A 17,875-nucleotide genomic window follows, 5' to 3' on the forward strand; every position below is an offset into this window, starting at 1 on the left:
GCTTCATCTAGTCTCATTTTCCGATATACATAACATCCTCTCTTCAAACCGGCAAAATAGTGGATAATAAACCAGTACGATATTCTCATAAATTTCAGAAGCCACATCGTCATCATAATTATGAGAAGTCAAATTACGATCCTCAATTGTCTCCATCCATCGTTTATCTTCTATAAGCCCTATTTGTAAAGCCTTACGTATAGCATCACGTGAACCTCGAATATCCGTATAACCTTGATATTCCGCATAATCTTTCATCACCTTCCAGACTAATTCACGGGTATATTCAAAACGCTGGATTAATCCTTCTTGCAAAAGTTCATCAATCTCGTCCGCTAATTCCAACCGCCAAGATACAATGTCCACCGCTTGACCCAATTTAGCCAAAGCCTTACAATAATTAGAAAATCGCTGTAACCAACGTATATCTTGTGCCATATATGTAAACTTTAGAATACGAAGATAAGAAAAACAGAAGATATTCCTACATTCATTTCTTGAAAAATGCAAACCAAGCAATCAAAGCCAGCAGCACGAATATAACCACCAAGATCGTATTCCCCCAACGAATCAGGAAGGAAGGCATCTCGCCAATCATGTTGCGGACTTTCTCGCTACGCAACTCGATACGGTTTTGATCCGATTCTGCTTTTTTCTTCATCTCATTGTATGTCGACATATCTTTAATTCCCCAACTCTAATTGATTCTTCACTAAATTATAATAAGCGCCTTTGCGATCGATCAGCACGTCGTGGGTGCCTACCTCTACGATACGGCCTTTATCAAGAACGACTATTTGATCGGCATTGCGTACGGTACTTAATCGATGGGCGACGATTATTACCGTCTTACCCCGGTAAAAGTCCGTCAGATTCTCCACTATGGCACGTTCATTGTTGGCATCCAACGAATTCGTCGCCTCATCGAAAAAGAGATAAGAAGGGTCCTTATAAACCGCCCGGGCGATCAAGATCCGTTGACGCTGGCCTTGGCTTACGCCTTGACCATCCGGACCTATCACCGTATTATATTTTAAGGGTAAGCGCTCGATAAATTCCTCTATATTGGCGATACGAGCTGCCAATAATAAGCGAGATTTATCAATCTCACCGTCATCCACGGCAATATTGCGTGCGATCGATTCAGAGAACAGATAACCGTCTTGCATCACCGCACCACATTGGTCACGCCACCATAAAAGGCTGAAAGATCGCAAATCATTTCCACCCACCCGGATATCACCTTCTACCGGATTATAGTAGCCCAATAATAACTTGATCAAGGTTGTTTTCCCGCTACCACTCGTTCCTACGATCGCCGTAATCTTGCCTCGAGGTATTTTAAGGTTTATCCGCTCCAAGACTTTCGGCGAATGGATGCCCTCATATTGAAACGTCACGTTACGAATCTCAATGTCCCTATCGCTTCCGTTAAAACCGGTTATCATACGTTCCGGCGTCTCCTCTTCTTCCCGATCATGGATCTCGCTCATCCGTTCCAGACTAATCTTCACGTCTTGCCAACTATAAAGAAACTGCACGAACTGTTCCACCGGAGCGTTCAACTGCCCGATAATATACTGTATAGCCAACATCATACCCAACGACAGGCTACCCCCGATCACAGCCGTAGCGGCAATCACCGTAATCACGATATTCTTTACCTCATTAATCAAGATACTGCCGGCCTCCTGACTCTGTTGCAGCCGCATCGATTCGATGTTTGTCCGGAACAAGTCCGCTTGTATATCCTCCCACTCCCAACGCCGACGTCGCTCACAATGCTGAAGCTTGATCTCTTGCATACCATTCAATAACTGCATGGTTTTCGATTGATTACGGGCCCGTTGCTCAAAATAAGTATAGTCCAGCAAACGACGTTTTTTAAGGAAGAATGTCACCCATACGGCATATAAAGCGCTACCTAGTACGAAAATAAAGAATATCAATCGATTATAATAAAGTAATACCCCACCGAACACCACGAAGCTGAAAGCGGAGAAAAGCACCGTCAATGTCTGCGCCGTCAAGAAACGTTCCACACGCTCATGATCATGGATGCGTTGCAAGAGATCGCCCGTCATTTTCGTATCGAAAAACGACATGGGTAATCGCATCAGTTTGATCAAGAAATCGGATAACAATGATATATTCACCCTCGCACTTATATGCAGTAATATCCAGCGACGGATAAAGTCCACCGAGGCACGGCTCAAGACCAGCATCAATTGTCCCGCCAAGATCAGATAGATCAGATTCAGATTCTTAGTAGCGATACCTTTATCCACGATCGCTTGGGTAAGAAACGGAAAGATTAATTGCAATACGCTTCCCAGCGCAAGCCCCAGCAACAACTGGATAAAGAAACGTTTATAAGGTTTCATATACCCCCAAAGGAAATGAAAGGGATCTCTTCCCGTATGGCGTTCATCTTTCCGCTTATAAAAAGCGGGGGTCGGCTGCAAGGCCATTAATATGCCTTTCTCCTCCCCTCTCGAACGGGTACTGATCCACGCATTACGAAACTCTTCCTCATCGATACGCAACAAATTCTTACCGGGATCGGCTATATAAAAAACAGATTTCCCATCCTGTTTCTTTTTAACGTCATATAATACGACAAAATGATCTTGGTTCCAATGGAGGATACAAGGGAAGGGGCGCTGCTCCACCATCTTCCCCAGGGTCATTCGTCCACATATCGTACGGAATCCTATATACTCGGCGGCATCAGAGATACCCAACATAGAGACTCCTTCCCGGGTGACGACACAAAGGTTCTGCATCGTCGCGGCGGAATACTCCTTGCCGTGGAACTTGGCGATCATGCGAAGGCAGGTAGCGCCGCATTCCATGGAGTCTGGTTGTTTGATATGGGGGAAGCTCATAATTTAATACCTTCCTCTATACTATACACATTTTTCCGTTCTTTCATTGCTTTCGACTTGTTTTTACGGAATGTATAACGAAGTAAGATCCAAGGCCGAAAAGAGGCACTGATTTTTCGTTGATCGCTGTAGTTCTCATAGCTACCACTACGTAATTCCATCGAGGTACGATAAGTAACCAAACAATTCTCCATCGCCACGGAAATATAGAAATAGTCCGTAAAATTATAAGAGACCTGTACCATCGAAAAAGAAGGGCTATGATACTTCACACGAGAGATTGGCGTATAGGTATAATTGTTATATAATATATCAGCACCCAAATACCACTTCTTATAATTCGCATTGAAATACAAAGAGCAACTAAACCCTTTCCTCGGGTCTTGATTCTCATAATAATCCACGACATGATACGCATTGACACCTATACGCCCTAAATTGCCTATCCGATAAGACAGACTTCCCCCTATGCGTAAATTCTTATACTTCCCGCTATTCCTATAGCTACTGATATAAATATCCTCTTCGCTGAATCCATACGATTCCACCAAGTCCGTGCTGATCCGATAAGAGACGCTCGGTGTCAAATAAAATCCTTTCGTGTTAAATGTCAAGGATAGGTTCAATTTATGATTTTGGCTCGGAAGCAGATAAGGGTTTCCTTGTGTCTTCACTAAAGAATCCGTAGACATATTATAAGGATTCAATTCGCTCTCGGTAGGAGCCGTATTGGTAAGCGTGTATCCCAATCTCGTAGATAGATGATCGCTAAAATCATAATTACCGCTTAAAGAAATGCGAGGCTTGAAGTAATGATTAGAGGCCTCACCCGCTTTCAGCCAAATTCCTTCCAGCCCGGCAGAAAGCATATAAGAAAAACGCTTTATAGACTGGCTATAGTCCGCATACAAATACTCTTCCCATTTCTCGTGCCGGAAAGTAGGCATTCCTATACTCACTTGACGTATACGATCACTCGTAAAACGAGTCTGATTCCCTACATTCAAGCTACCTCCATTTGCAAAATCCACATTATAATCCACATCAAAACGACCGGAATTCCGGTCGTTCTTATATAAATATGTATTCAGATAAGACCAATCCAGATATGACTCCGAGCGATTTCCGTCATTCTCGTTATGATTCTTATTGAAAGCAAGGGTCGTTTCCAATATATGGTTTTTCGCAAACGTATGCTTATGGAACAAGCTAGCCGTAAAAATATACGATTGATCCTTATTAAAAGAAGAATAATCGAATTCTTGGGGTATTCCATCCGTTAAAAGTCCATCACCCCAACCTTTCTTCTTATTGATTTTTTTATTACCATACATATGAGCTACGATATAATCCTTGTCTGTACACATCCAACGGAATTGCAACTCACCTAAATAGCTAGTACCATCCAAACGTTCCTCTCCCTTCGTCCATTTACTATACCCCGTATTTAGCTGCCGTTGCTCCTGTTCCGAGCGATCATCATACAAATAGTCCACTGAAGCTCTTCCATAAAGTGCGTATCGAGAGTTTCCAACCTCAAAATACCCTACCCCAAGCCCCTTACGGAAAGGGACATCATGCCGCGTGGCTCCTTCCAAGAAGATAAAAGGTTGTGTCTTCTTTTTCAATTTTATATTCAATATCTTTTGGTAACCATCCTTTAAGTAACGGGCTTTCACCACATCGATTATCTCCACGGATTCTATCTCTCTCGGATCAAGAGTGGCGATTCCCGAGTTATAACGATTCCCGTTTATCAATATCAAGGGTTGCGCCCCATCCTCCAACTGCACCTTCCGGTTAGCCACATCCGAGTACAAGCGTGGGATCTCTTGCAGGGCCCGGAAAGGGTCTTTCATATTTTTAGCCTTCTCTGACAGATAAAAGATCTCTCCCGTAGCGGTCCGATTCACTTGATCATTCCGATTACCCGTCACCATTACTTCGTCCAATACGACCGTTTTCTCAGGTGTCAGCAAGAAGTCTTTTCTAACATCCCTGTTTTCCACTCGCAATATTTGCTCCTGCGCATTATACCCCAAGAAAAACAAACGTAGCTCATACGCTCCCTCCTTCAATCCATCTATACGAAAATGACCTTTTTCATCAGTTAAAGCCATGGCCGATAACGAGTCTTCCACACTCAATATCACCTGTACCCCATCCATCATCTTCCGCTTCTCGTTTGTAATTATTCCTGAGAAGGTGTAAGACTGGGCAGACAATGTGAAGAGGCCTTGTGAGATGAACAGAAGCCAGAAAGCGATAGTTCTCATGGTATTATGCGTATAATTCTTCTTTTAATAATTGACATTTGAAAAGATACATCAGATATTCTTTCAAAGTCATATTGATTGCGTCAAATGTACATATATTTTCCCCCGGATGCAACATTATTTGTTTATTACATGGTCCCAAACAGGCAGGCAGTAATTTACAATCTATACAATTTTGAGGCAACATCTCCTTCAACCAATAAGAAAGTTTTGTCTCATTCCAATGTACCTGTCCTGATTGTAAATCAAATTCTCCTAACGCATTTTTATCATCAAAAGAAGAAATCGTAGAACACTTAAAAACTTTACCATCATAATTAAACAAAACTTCTCTATGCCGTTCAGCAAAGCAAACATCTCCTTTTGGCATAATATAATAATCCAATAAAAATTTCTTATCTAAAAACTTTTGAACCGAAGCATGTAATAACGGCACATTAACTTTATCTTTTTCTAGTTGCCACACTTTTTTCAAAATGACAAAACAATACTTACGATCTAGAAAATCCAAATCACCAATGATTTCATCTATTTTCTCTAATGTCTTATTATCAAAGTTTATTCTTACCGCAAGCCACCTATTGGGAATTTTATCATTAATAAGCCGAATAGTTCTCAATGTCTTCTCATAAGTATCCTGATTCGGGTTATCCTTATCTTTCTTTATTTGATTATGATGTATTCTATCACCATCCAAAGTAATTTGGAATTGGCATTCAAAGTTTTTTAAATAATCTATAATAGATTCTGTTATCAAAATCGCATTTGTTGTAAATTCAGCAATTAGATCCAATTGATTAACTTGGCAAAAGTTTCTCGCAAAATCCAGAATTTCTTTTATCCCTCTGAAATACAAAAAAGGCTCTCCCCCAAAGAATGATAATTTTAATATCCTATAAGATGTTTTAATATATTCTTGTTCTATATTCTTTTTTATAGCTTCTATTACTTCACTCTTCAAGAAACTTCCCGCTATTCTATTCTCGTAACAGTACCAACAGTTTAAATTGCAATCCAATGTTGTATTCACCATGACTTGATACATAGAGGCATCAAATTGCATCCTTTTTTTCCGAAACAAGACAATCTCTCTTTCATCAAAATCATCAGGAACAATATATTGATTATCCACCAAAGATTTATATAATACAGGATCAGATTGCTCTAATTTTAAAATATTTTCTTTTTTATATTTTTCATATCTCACATTATTTAATAATATAAATTTATTATTAAATGAATTATAAAGTAAATAAACCTGCGGCAAAACGTTCTCTACAACCTGATAATATATCTTCTTCATTTCATTTTTCATTAATTTCTCGATAGAAATAGCTGATGCCTTCTCCCTGTTACAAAGAAAGCATCAAACTAAAAAAACTATCAATTAGCCACACCTCCCTGAAGAATTATTGACTCCTCCACACTTACCTGAGCCATTGTTAGTACCAGAACAACTTCCATCCCCATTATTCGGAGCCTTATCATCTGGATCCTCTCCTCCACGAACTAAAATAAGTTCATTTTCCTCTAGCCTCTCTAAAATAAGGCTAGGCAAATTCATTAAATCATTCATAATATCTAAAATTTATAGTTTATAATAGGTCATAATCTATGACCGTTTCATTTACTATTTTACTTATGACTGTCTAGGATTTTCTTGTGGACACAGAACCTTCCGTCCATCCTCAATCCAATACCATTCGTCAGTCTCTTCATCATAATGCCATTCACCACCTTTTATAGCGGAAAGTTCTTCCTTCGACAACAAATCACCAATTTCCATGTCTATATGCTTTTTTAGTCTGTTACAAAAATATAAGTAAAATTTCGTACTCTATCTAACAAACACCTAATTTTCATCTAACAAAAAGCTAACAAAACGAGAAAAACGCATCTTTTTTAAGATTATTCACTATCTTCACATCCAAAATAACGAATCTATCATGAAACACTCCTTATATATTGCGGCCATTATGTTGCTAGTCTTAATACTCTCCCAAGGATATTGGCTATACAATATATATAACGCTGAAAAATATAAAACGCAAGAAGTCCTTGAAGAGCTATTCGAAGAGGCTATCAAGCAAGAAATGTCCAAGCGAATGGTTAGCAACAAACCGAAAGACCCCAACAACCCCAAAAGAATCATAAGAAGAGCTAGTGATATGACACCAGAGGAACGAGCCAAGCTAAAAGGGGATACCATAATCTGGCCACAAATAAAAAATCGGAATCTAAAAGATAACTATGCCGACCTATTAGCGCAACGTATGCAAGACGGTCTACGTAATGCAAATAGACCCTTAAAACCAAATGTATTAGACAGCCTATTCAATAAAACATTAACTGATCACAATTTACAAGCAATATCTTATATAGAAATATCAGACTCTACCCGGCAAACCGTAAATACGGTAGGAAAAAAATTCAACCTTTCATTTTATAAGTTCCAAACAGAAAAGCTCCCGATAGGAACGCAGGGATTACAATATGTACAGGCTTTCGTTAAATTACCTCTTTCTGACATTGTCCAACGAAAGCTCTTGGCTTTTATCGTATCTTGTCTAATCATCCTTACCTCGGCGAGTTGCCTATATTATTTATTAAGAACAATACGTAAAGCCCACGCCCAACTCCGAGACCGTGAAATAGCCGTACATAGCGCTATCCACGACTTGAAATCCCCGCTGAACACGGCGTATGCCTCTATGGATCTTATCGCTAGCCTAGAGAATGAACCGATGAAAGTGAATATATTAAATACCGGAAAAACTCAGATAAAACAGTTGATAGAGATCATCGAGTCCATGCTGTCACTATTGAAAACAGCGGATGGAAAAGAGAGCGCACGAAAGTCGCCTATAGATATTAGATCATTTATTGAGCAAACCTACCAAGCGATAGCAAGGCTCTATCCTAACAAGATCCCCTTGTTCAAGCTTGAGAAAAGCGAGGATTTCCCCGACATGATCGAAGCTGATACCGTTCGTCTGGAACGTTGCCTCCGGAATTTGCTAGAGAACGCATTGAAATATTCGAATGACGATGTACGAATCACCGTAACGTTGACTATGAAAAACAACCATTACCGAATAGCCATAAAAGACACCGGTTGGGGAATCCCCAAGAAAGCCCAGAAAAAACTCGGACAACAATTCTTCCGGGTGAAACAAGCCGACAAGCCAGCGCAACCGGGATATGGATTAGGTTTGAGTAGCGTAATGCTAATGGCTAAAGAAATGGGCGGCTCCCTAACTTTTCAGAGTGAGGAGGGTGTCGGTTCAACATTTTTCATTAACTTACCAGCCGAAAACTCATAACACTATATGGAAGATAAACAGAAAGTGATCTTTATTGAAGATGACCCAAACCTTGGATTAATCATCGTATTGGCCTTGCAAAGTAAAGGATACGAGGTTTGCTACGCCAACACGTTAAGCGGTATTCAAGACATGATAGAAAAAGACTGCCCTAATATCCTGCTTCTCGATCTGGAAGTTGGCAATCAAAACGCATTGGATTATTTGCCTTTTATTCGTTCAAAGCATCCTTCATTGCCTGTACTGATAGCCTCTTCCCACAACGAAGGGGAGGAAATAACACGCTGCTATGAAGCCGGAGCTAATCATTACACCAAAAAACCGTATGATATACAAGAAATAGATTTCCTAATCCAAAGGTTTTGTAAAAAGGGCAGTCCGATATCAAATAGTATATCTATTGGAGATTACCAACTGGAACTCTCCACTCATAAATTATTCTATAAACAAGAACAGTCAAAAACATTAAGTCCTAAAGATTTCAAGTTATTCTATCTGTTATCCGAGCAATTAAATCAGCCAGTAAGCAGAGAAAAGCTTTTTCATGAAATATGGGATGGGCAAGAAGTTCATGATAGCCTAAACAACAGCATCTCGCGTTTGCGCAAATTATTGGAAAAAGATACCACACTTTCAATAGATGCCGTAAAAGGAGTTGGATATATATTATCAAAAAAAGACCAACTCTCCTCATCGTAATTAAGGGGGGCTTATTGTAGATTTCTAGATACGCCCTTGTTCCCTATCGCATGATTCGGGAAAAACACGTACGACTTTTTTGAAAAACACCTACGACTTTTCCCTAAAACACGTACATGTTTTGAGTAAAAGATCATCCTGTTTTTAACATACTAATAATCAGCATATTATATAATTCTTTTCATTACCAAACTTATTGTTTGGAATTTATATCGATCCTATAGGGACGTAGCGTGCAGCGTTTGCTACCTAAAGAGTTTTCATTATCTTCGCGGAAAATTAATTGAGATGTGGACGTTCTTTATCATACTTCCAATCCTGTATCTTGCAGGGAATATTTATATTTATCTAAAGGGAAAACAGGCTTTGAAAAGCCAGTCTACCGGAGTTAAAGTATTGTTATCCATTGTTTTTTGGGGAGGAGCTTTATCATTCTTCAGTAGTTTTCTATTCAGGAACCTAGATATGCCGGCTTCTTTCGCTCAAACAGTTTCCCAAGTAGGAACAGGATGGCTCGTGTTCACTTTATACATGGTATTAGCTCTGTTGGTATTTGATATCTTACGACTTTTCCACCTACGTTTCAAATACTCATTCTATTTATCCTTATTCTTAACACTCAGCTTATTAGGATATGGAAACTATAATTACCAACATCCTGATACACGAGTTATCAACATGGTTATCAACAAACCGGCCGATACCGATGGACAGTCGCTGAAGGTCGTAGCCATTAGCGACATACACTTAGGATACGCTACCAACAAGACGATGCTTGCCGGATATGTGGATATGATAAACGCCCAACGCCCGGACATCGTTCTTATCGGTGGAGACTTGATAGACAACAGTGTCGCACCTCTGCGATACGAGCATATGGAAGAGGAACTGTCCAAGATCTACGCCCCATTAGGCGTTTATATGGTACCGGGTAACCATGAGTATATCAGTGGCATAGAGGAGAGCGAGAAATTTATAGCGCAGACGCCCATCGTACTTTTAAGGGATTCCGTGGCTATCTTGCCCAATCAGATCCAACTCATAGGACGGGACGACCGGCATAACAAAGGACGGAAAACTTTAGGTCAGCTTACTGCGAACCTTGATAAAAGCAAACCTGTTATCTTACTAGACCATCAACCCTACGATTTAGAAAAAACGGAAGAGGCTGGCGTAGACTTACAGTTTAGCGGACATACACATCGAGGACAAGTATGGCCGATGAACTGGATCGTGGATCATCTGTTCGAATTAAGTTACGGGATTAAAAAAATCGGAAATAGTACGATTTATGTCTCATCCGGCTTATCTTTGTGGGGACCGCCTTTCCGTATCGGGACGGACAGCGAGATGGTGGTGTTCAATATTACATTCAAAGAGTAAAGATGAAAGTATTTATTCAATCGATCGTAGCGCAGCTATTACTAAATCCGTATATTTTCTGGAGAGGATATCAAGCGCTTCCTCCTAAGAAAAGTTGCCGGATTCCTTTTATCTTGTTTTTCGTACTCGAACTATCGCTTTATTTTTTCGGATTTATTTTTAGGAATGAACTACCTGATAACGTGATAATCACGATCCAATACATCTGTAACACTTGGTATATAGCGTCCATTTATATCACTTTATCTCTCTTGGTACTTGAGTTGATCAGGCTCTCCCAACGTATCAAGCCATGGTTCCCCAAATGGATGAAAGGGCATTGGCAGCAAACCAAGCTAACCCTGTTTTTTCTTATCGTATTCGGTGTTACCGGTTTAATGATTCACGCATACCATACGGTAATGAATCCGATTGTTAAGAACGTATATATCACGTTGCCCAAAGCCGCAGGGGATCGGGATAGCCTGACTATTGTCATGATGAGCGACTTACATATCGGAGAGGTTATCGGGAAGGACTTGGTACAAAAATATGTGGCGCTCAGCAATGCACAGCATCCGGATATGGTGGTATTAGCGGGGGATATTATGGATTATGAATCCCGGTTCGCGGAAAACGCCCACATAGAGGATGATTTAAAACAATTAAAAGCTCCGTTGGGAGTATATATCATTTACGGGAATCATGAATACCGGGCAAACCGGAACGCGAAATATCGTTGGCTGCAAAAGACCGGAGGTACGCTACTAATAGACTCGGTGGTCCAACCGGACTCAACTTTTTATTTGATAGGGAGGGATGATTTCATCCATAAGAAACGAAAATCGCTTCATTCGTTAATGGAAGGGGTGGATACCGGCAAACCGATTATCGTTTTGGATCATCAACCTTGGTCGTTCGCCGAGATGAATATGAATGGGGTGGATTTGGGACTGCACGGACATACGCATAACGGGCAGTTATGGCCTTATCCCCTACTGATGAAGCTTGTGTATGAATGCCCGTACGGATATTATAAGAAAGGACCTACGCAATTCTATGTATCTTCCGGCATTGGTATAGCAGGACCTCCTTATCGGGTGGGAACCGTCTCGGAATTGGTCGTATTGCATATCCGCTTCAAAGCCCCCAAACAGACTGGCGAAAGAGGGAAAAGCACGATGCCCATTCAAGGGAGCTGACAATGGGCATCGTAAGCTCGCTTGAATGGGCATTGTAAGGCCCTTTGAATGGGCATCGGCAGAAACCCGCCTATTCGGTACCCTTGGTGGCCGCTTCCAACTCAACCGGCACGCTCAATGTACGCCTGTATAAATCCGGATCGCCCAATACCTCCAACGCTTTCTCCAATACAAGATCATCTTTCAAGCTTTCTTGCAACTCTCCTCGTTGGTAATAATAACGTTTTACGATCTCGGCGGCCATTACTCGTTTCACCTCATCCTTGAAACGATCGAAATCTTTTTCCAGATTCGGAGTCAGCTTAGCCTCTAATTCCTTGAACGCAGTAGAATCCTCCTCCAGATACCCCTCGAACTCAGCCACTTCTTTTAAGTTCCTCAATACTTTCTCGCTTTGGCGGTCATACGTGAAATTCTTGGACTTGGCGTATTGCTTCAAAGCTTCGAAATCCTCATCGGAAACCGTAAATTCCTCGATAGGAGCGATTGTCTTATGCTTTTGTGCCCAATCCGTAACGAAGTCGAACAAGACCGTATCCGCCGCCAAATAATACATCATGGTAGGCACTTTCGGCTCCTTCACCTCAAACTCCGGACGTACGCCACCACCATCACGAACCGGACGCTTCTTGGACGTATAGAATACGGAAGTCAAGCTATCCGGAATAGCAGCCACGCTACCATCCTCTTTCCGGTGCGAATAATCGATTTGCTGGATGCAACGGCCACTCGGGATATAGTATTTACTCATCGTGATTTTCACTTTTCCATTATAAGGCAGGTCACGAGGAGCTTGCACCAACCCCTTACCAAACGAACGTTGTCCCACCAACACGGCACGATCCATATCCTGCAAAGATCCCGATACGATCTCAGCGGCGGAAGCCGTACCTCCATTGATCAATATAGCCAACGGCATTACCGTATCCAAAGGCTCCGTAGAGGTTCGGTACGTACGATCCCATTGCTTGATCTTTCCTTTCGTTGAAAGCACCTCGCTGCCTTTCGGTACGAACATACCTACGATTTGTACGGCACCTTCCAGCACGCCGCCGCCGTTACCGCGCAAATCCAGTACCAAAGACTTGATATTATGATTTTTCTTTAAGTCCAAGAACGCCTCTTTCACCTCTTGAGCACTCTTGATAGTAAATGCCTTTAGATAAATATAACCGATACTGTCATTCTTAACCCCGTAGTAAGTAACTTGAGGTGTCGTGATCTGCTTACGGGTAATCTCGAACTTCCGGGGTTTCTTCTCGCCCGGACGTTGGATCGTCAAAACCATCTTCGTATTCGGAACACCTTTCAACAACTCGCTGACCCGGGAGTTTGTCGCCTTGGAAACATCGATCGTATCGATCGCCAAGATCAGATCGCCCGGCTTCAGACCCGCTAAATCGGCCGGCATTCCCTCGGTAGGCTCGGCAATCATCACGCCTCCCTCGTTGTTACGCTGACGGATCAAGGAACCGATACCTCCGTATTCGCCGGTCGTCATCAGACTCAATTCCTCCGTTTTTTGCTCAGGATAGTATTCCGTATAAGGATCTAAACCAGCCAACATTGCCTCGATTCCCCGCTGAACGGTTTTATCCACATCCACTGAATCCACGTAGAACATCTCTACTTCTTTCAATAAAGAATTGAAAATGTCTAGGTTCTTACTCACCTCAAAGCGGTTATCTTTTTGCGCCCATCCCGGCACTACGCTACTTGCGACGAACAGCAAGCAAAATAAACCTATAATTCCTCTTCGTTGAACCAATCTGTACATACAATATTTAGTTAATTAACGGCATAAATGTAAGGAATAATACGCCGCCTAAGCCAATATCCCTTTTACTTTTAACTTTATTTGTTCCCATTTATCATACGGAATCTCCGGGCCAACCACGTCGATCACATAGCCCGCCAGCATCGATCCGATGCGTGCGGATTGTACCAAAGACGCTCCTATGGATTGACCGTATAAGAATCCGGCGGCGAAGTTATCACCGGCGCCAGTCGTATCAACAGGCTTGCCCCCCTCAGCCGGGACAGAATAAAATTGACCATGACTACCGATCAAGGCACCTTCCTTTCCCAAAGTGACCAATGAGACCTCTACCAACTCAGACAAGGTATGTACGGCCTCAGCAGCCTTTTGCCCGGTAAAAGCCTCAGCCTCACTCTCATTAGAGAACAAAATATCCACATATTTAGGAATGATATCCTCCAGCATTCCTTTAAAAGCATTCACGATATTGAAGTTCGACAAATCCAGCGCTACTTTCAAGCCCAACTTTTTAGCCTTCTCCATCGTAGAACGAACCAACGGCTCGTTTACGAGCAAGTAACCTTCTATATAAATACATTGATATTTACTTAGCATCTCCTCGGTGATCTCATCCGGGGTTATTGTCGGGGCCGGGCCAAGGAAAGTCCCCATCGTACGTTCCCCATCCGGAGAAATCATCACCGTACAGCTACCTGTAAGTCCATCCGTCTTGATAAAATAGGAAGTGACACCCGCTTTTTCCAACGCATCCTCATAAAATCCGCCGATCGAATCATCCCCGATCTTACCGATAAAACCGGAATTCGCCCCTAAAGAAGACATCGAACGCATCGTGTTGCAGACAGATCCTCCCGGGGTTTGCGTACGTGGCAAGCCAGCTAAAGTTGTACGGATAGCGATCATTTGTTCCCTGTTAATCATATCCATAGCTCCTTTCTGTATACCGATTTCCGATAGGACATCATCATTTTCAAGCCTCAATAAAACGTCAACCAAAGCGTTTCCTAAACCTATTGTATTCATTTTTTCGTAATTTTTTTCGCAAAGATATTGCATATTTCGAAAATACCCCGTACTTTTGCAGTGCAATTTCAGAAAGGGGTTACGGAATAACCTTTGAAAGAGCGAAAAATTCTTCCTTAGCTCAGTTGGTTAGAGCATCTGACTGTTAATCAGAGGGTCCTTGGTTCAAGTCCAAGAGGAAGAGCGAAAAGACATCGGGAAAGACTGAAAAACATTCTTCTTTAGCTCAGTTGGTTAGAGCATCTGACTGTTAATCAGAGGGTCCTTGGTTCAAGTCCAAGAAGAAGAGCGAAAAGAGTTTTCATATAGAGATTAAAAAGTTAAAAACTGATTCTTCCTTAGCTCAGTTGGTTAGAGCATCTGACTGTTAATCAGAGGGTCCTTGGTTCAAGTCCAAGAGGAAGAGCAAAAAGAGAGATACCTATTAATAGGTATCTCTCTTTTCTTTTGTTCTTTTTCCGTTATTCACAGGGTTTTCAACAGGGTTATTAACAACCCTGTAATCCTCCTACCCTCTCCAAGCGATTAAAAATAAGTTCTTTAATTCTTCCGCAAGGACTCCACGACGCATATTGGGAAGATGAACGTTATCCCGCAAATCAGCGGGCATGTTTTTAATAAGTACATCCGACTCCTGCGAAGCCTTATAAATAAACTCCGTATCAAATAAAAAGCGATTCACCTGAGTTGAGGCCAAGAACGATTTTCCCCGCTGGTTAAAACCTTTCAAACCTCCTTGAGCATCCGTATGCGTTAATCCTAGAAGCGTAAAATTCAATATACGGGAAGCATAACTCATAATCTTTCTTCGAGTACTTAAATGGGTATAATAAGTATGATTCCGCACGGCGATAACGACATCATATCCCGATTCCAACCATTCTACCATCCGGCAGATAGAATCCGTCTCATACGGAAAATCATAATCCGTATATAAAGTAATGGATGAAGTGGAATGAGACAAGCCAGCCCTAACAGCGGCTCCTTTTCCCTTATTCGTATCATAACTTACGATCATCGTATCAGGGAGAGCCTCCAGAAGACGTCCCACCGCATCCTTCGTAAATCCTCTCTTCGAAGCGTCATTCACGACGATAAAACGAAGTGAGCGACCTTTAAGCATCTTTACCAATTCCGCATGTTTCTCGATCATCAAACGTTCCCAGCCTTCTTGTGGGTTATAACAAGGCAAGATAAGGTCGATCGCCTCCTCTTTACCCGGGAGAGTCTTCGGCCGATGAAGCGGCTCTGAAAAATCCAATGTCAATTGCTCCCATACGATCTTAAACCAGATCAACACACAAGGTAGTGCTTTCAACGCATAAGGAATAACATACGTTTTCCGGATATAACAGGGAAATATATCTGTTGGAGAAAGGGATGTAAGAATAAAACAGAAAACGAATAGTACCGTATTCAAGACAGGAGTCGTCTTACGGGTAGGCGTACCTATATACCAAAGGCAGACGGCTATCATGGCTCCCAAATATCCGCTATTCTCTGTTCCGGAGCTAAAAAGAACCATGAACAAAAGAGTAGAGCAAAGAAAATGCATGCGGAACCGCCGGTTATCATATTGATTTATCCTAAAATAAGGAGCAATAAATAAAAGTAGCCCGGGGATAACCAACCAGAGATCACTATACGTATTGACTCCCGAAATCTTACGAACCATCCCCAACAAAGAGATATTTGTATAAGGAGTAAATAAATTCTCTACATTCTTATCGAGAAGTACCTCATACCATTTCACGTATTGACTTGCCACATATTGAGGAGACGTATATAACATCGGAAGAACATACAAGACTATGCCCCAGAAAATAAGTCCTTTCAAAAAGGCGATCCGGCGTTTTGAGAATAGCAGGAAAGCAAGACCGACAATGCCATAAATCTTAGTCATCGTACCCAAAACGATCATTAGCGCCGCCCAAAACTCCTGTTTCCGCTCAATAAAAATAAACGAGAATAAAATCATGCCGGCTATGGCTATGTTAAATTGCTGCATAAGAACACACGTAAACAACTCATTCAAGCATACCCAAATGACAAACGCCTGTTTCCAATCCACCAATCCGAGTTTACGGATAGCCATATAAAGCAGCAAGCTATTCGCGAGACACCATAGCAACATCCCGATATAAGGAGAGAAGAGGGAGAAAGGCGCTATTATAGCCGTAAAAGGGATCCCGTATAAAAACCGGTCGTGGTATTCATTCGGATAATATATATAAAGGTCTTTCAACTCTAACGCATGGAAAAAGGAAGCCCTATAAATCATAAAGTTATTATAAGTCCTTCCCACAGGTAATTTCAATAAGCAAGCGACAAGGGCCGTCGCAAACCAAACAAATCCGACAAACCTCGGATTCTTAAATATCGGGCGTCTAAAAAAAACTCTCAACATATCCTTTTTTATTCGTTACAACTCCACTTTCAAATAAAACTTCTGACAGCCTATATGTTCAAAAGACTCGCCAACGCATAAAAACCCCTATCTAAAACAGTAGAAAAAACGTAAAAAGCATTTTTTTAAGTATTATCTTCGCGACATGGGAAAGAATAAATTAGCTAAGTTTGACGATATGGCGGGCTATCCGCACGTATTCCAATACCCTTTCGCCGCCCTACAAGAAAAAGGGTTTGATATGAAAGGACAGTGGCATGAACGTTTTTTCAAGAACGACCATCCTATTGTCTTGGAATTGGGATGCGGAAAAGGGGAATATACCGTAGGTTTGGGAAAGCTTTTCCCAAATAAGAATTTTATTGGTGTCGATATCAAGGGAGCACGTATGTGGACCGGAGCGAAAGAATCGCTGGAAGCCGGGATGAGTAACGTGGCTTTCCTACGTACGAGTATCGAATTGATTTCCTATTTCTTCGCTCCGGGCGAAGTAGCCGAGATCTGGATCACATTTCCTGACCCTCAAATGAAAAAGGTCAATAAGCGTCTGACCGGAACCCGTTTCATGAAAATGTATCGGGAAATCCTTTCCGGAGATGGTATTATCCATTTAAAAACGGATAGTAACTTTATGTATACCTATACGTGCGAGATGGTAAAAGCGAACCATTATCCCGTATTGTTCAGTACAGACGACCTATATCATTCCAATCTGGCGGATGAGATCTTATCCATCAAGACCTATTACGAGCAACAATGGCTGGATCGTGGATTAAACATCAAATACATCAAGTTTGTTTGTGAGGAAAGGGAACGATTGGTGGAACCTGACGTAGAAATAGAGTTAGATCCTTATCGTAGCTTTAATCGCAGTAAACGAAGCGCTTTGGCTTCTGGTAAATAAAAGAATGACTT

15 protein-coding genes and 3 tRNA genes are annotated in these 17,875 nt (G+C 41.6%); 8 read left to right on the plus strand and 10 right to left on the minus strand.

Features of this window, described 5'->3' with window-relative positions:
- Positions 1-3 precede the first annotated feature (3 nt).
- The 7 genes from CI959_RS04380 to CI959_RS21475 form a co-directional block, all read right to left on the minus strand.
- On the minus strand, positions 4-438 hold the full coding sequence (locus CI959_RS04380) for a nucleotidyltransferase substrate binding protein (protein ID WP_008779305.1): 435 nt from the start codon (positions 436-438) through the stop codon (positions 4-6).
- Between the two features lie 52 nt (positions 439-490).
- Positions 491-679, minus strand: a complete 189-nt coding sequence (locus CI959_RS04385; protein ID WP_005859114.1) for a hypothetical protein — start codon at positions 677-679, stop codon at positions 491-493.
- 4 nt (positions 680-683) lie between these two features.
- On the minus strand, positions 684-2,888 hold the full coding sequence (locus CI959_RS04390) for a peptidase domain-containing ABC transporter (protein ID WP_057316428.1): 2,205 nt from the start codon (positions 2,886-2,888) through the stop codon (positions 684-686).
- The gene (locus CI959_RS04395; protein ID WP_008779303.1) at positions 2,885-5,164 is read right to left on the minus strand and encodes an outer membrane beta-barrel protein; all 2,280 of its coding nucleotides are present in this window, start codon (positions 5,162-5,164) and stop codon (positions 2,885-2,887) included. Before CI959_RS04395 ends, CI959_RS04390 begins: the two co-directional genes overlap by 4 nt.
- A gap of 4 nt (positions 5,165-5,168) precedes the next feature.
- Positions 5,169-6,467, minus strand: a complete 1,299-nt coding sequence (locus CI959_RS04400; protein WP_005859120.1) for a radical SAM protein — start codon at positions 6,465-6,467, stop codon at positions 5,169-5,171.
- Positions 6,468-6,551: 84 nt separating this feature from the next.
- A complete protein-coding gene (locus CI959_RS04405; protein ID WP_005859121.1) occupies positions 6,552-6,740 on the minus strand; it encodes a hypothetical protein in 189 nt (62 codons plus the stop codon).
- Positions 6,741-6,803: 63 nt separating this feature from the next.
- Positions 6,804-6,950: a hypothetical protein gene (locus tag CI959_RS21475; protein ID WP_005859123.1), complete on the minus strand. Its 147-nt coding sequence runs from the start codon at positions 6,948-6,950 to the stop codon at positions 6,804-6,806.
- 160 nt (positions 6,951-7,110) lie between these two features.
- On the opposite strand from CI959_RS21475, the gene CI959_RS04410 reads away from it, so the two are divergent.
- The 4 genes from CI959_RS04410 (at position 7,111) to CI959_RS04425 (ending at position 11,750) form a co-directional block, all read left to right on the plus strand.
- Complete coding sequence (locus tag CI959_RS04410) at positions 7,111-8,487, plus strand: sensor histidine kinase KdpD (RefSeq protein ID WP_005859125.1); 1,377 nt, start codon at positions 7,111-7,113, stop codon at positions 8,485-8,487.
- A gap of 6 nt (positions 8,488-8,493) precedes the next feature.
- Positions 8,494-9,186 (plus strand): response regulator transcription factor, encoded by a 693-nt coding sequence (locus CI959_RS04415; RefSeq protein ID WP_005859127.1) that lies wholly within the window; start codon positions 8,494-8,496, stop codon positions 9,184-9,186.
- Positions 9,187-9,474: 288 nt separating this feature from the next.
- Positions 9,475-10,569, plus strand: coding sequence for a metallophosphoesterase (locus CI959_RS04420; protein WP_005859129.1), 1,095 nt, complete (start codon positions 9,475-9,477; stop codon positions 10,567-10,569).
- Between the two features lie 2 nt (positions 10,570-10,571).
- On the plus strand, positions 10,572-11,750 hold the full coding sequence (locus CI959_RS04425) for a metallophosphoesterase (RefSeq protein ID WP_005859131.1): 1,179 nt from the start codon (positions 10,572-10,574) through the stop codon (positions 11,748-11,750).
- Positions 11,751-11,820: 70 nt separating this feature from the next.
- On the opposite strand, the gene CI959_RS04430 is transcribed toward CI959_RS04425, so the two are convergent.
- Together CI959_RS04430 and CI959_RS04435 are read right to left on the minus strand one after the other, a co-directional pair.
- Positions 11,821-13,527, minus strand: coding sequence for a S41 family peptidase (locus tag CI959_RS04430; RefSeq protein WP_005859133.1), 1,707 nt, complete (start codon positions 13,525-13,527; stop codon positions 11,821-11,823).
- Positions 13,528-13,575: 48 nt separating this feature from the next.
- Positions 13,576-14,553 carry an adenosine kinase gene (locus tag CI959_RS04435; protein ID WP_009016953.1) on the minus strand — a complete coding sequence of 326 codons (978 nt, stop codon included), beginning with the start codon at positions 14,551-14,553 and terminating at the stop codon, positions 13,576-13,578.
- A 110-nt stretch (positions 14,554-14,663) separates the two neighbouring features.
- Between CI959_RS04435 and CI959_RS04440 the strand changes: the two genes are divergently transcribed.
- The 3 genes from CI959_RS04440 to CI959_RS04450 all read left to right on the plus strand — a co-directional run bounded on the left by CI959_RS04440 (position 14,664) and on the right by CI959_RS04450 (position 14,959).
- Positions 14,664-14,737 (plus strand) — tRNA-Asn (locus tag CI959_RS04440).
- 31 nt (positions 14,738-14,768) lie between these two features.
- Positions 14,769-14,842 (plus strand) — tRNA-Asn (locus CI959_RS04445).
- Between the two features lie 43 nt (positions 14,843-14,885).
- Positions 14,886-14,959: transfer RNA gene (locus tag CI959_RS04450), tRNA-Asn, on the plus strand.
- Between the two features lie 102 nt (positions 14,960-15,061).
- On the opposite strand, the gene CI959_RS04455 is transcribed toward CI959_RS04450, so the two are convergent.
- Complete coding sequence (locus CI959_RS04455) at positions 15,062-16,960, minus strand: glycosyltransferase 87 family protein (protein ID WP_057316426.1); 1,899 nt, start codon at positions 16,958-16,960, stop codon at positions 15,062-15,064.
- 145 nt (positions 16,961-17,105) lie between these two features.
- On the opposite strand from CI959_RS04455, the gene trmB reads away from it, so the two are divergent.
- Positions 17,106-17,864 carry a tRNA (guanosine(46)-N7)-methyltransferase TrmB gene (trmB, locus tag CI959_RS04460; protein WP_057316424.1) on the plus strand — a complete coding sequence of 253 codons (759 nt, stop codon included), beginning with the start codon at positions 17,106-17,108 and terminating at the stop codon, positions 17,862-17,864.
- Positions 17,865-17,875 lie beyond the last annotated feature (11 nt).

This window comes from Parabacteroides sp. AT13 (assembly GCF_002272965.1).
Taxonomy (GTDB): Bacteria; Bacteroidota; Bacteroidia; order Bacteroidales; family Tannerellaceae; genus Parabacteroides; species Parabacteroides distasonis.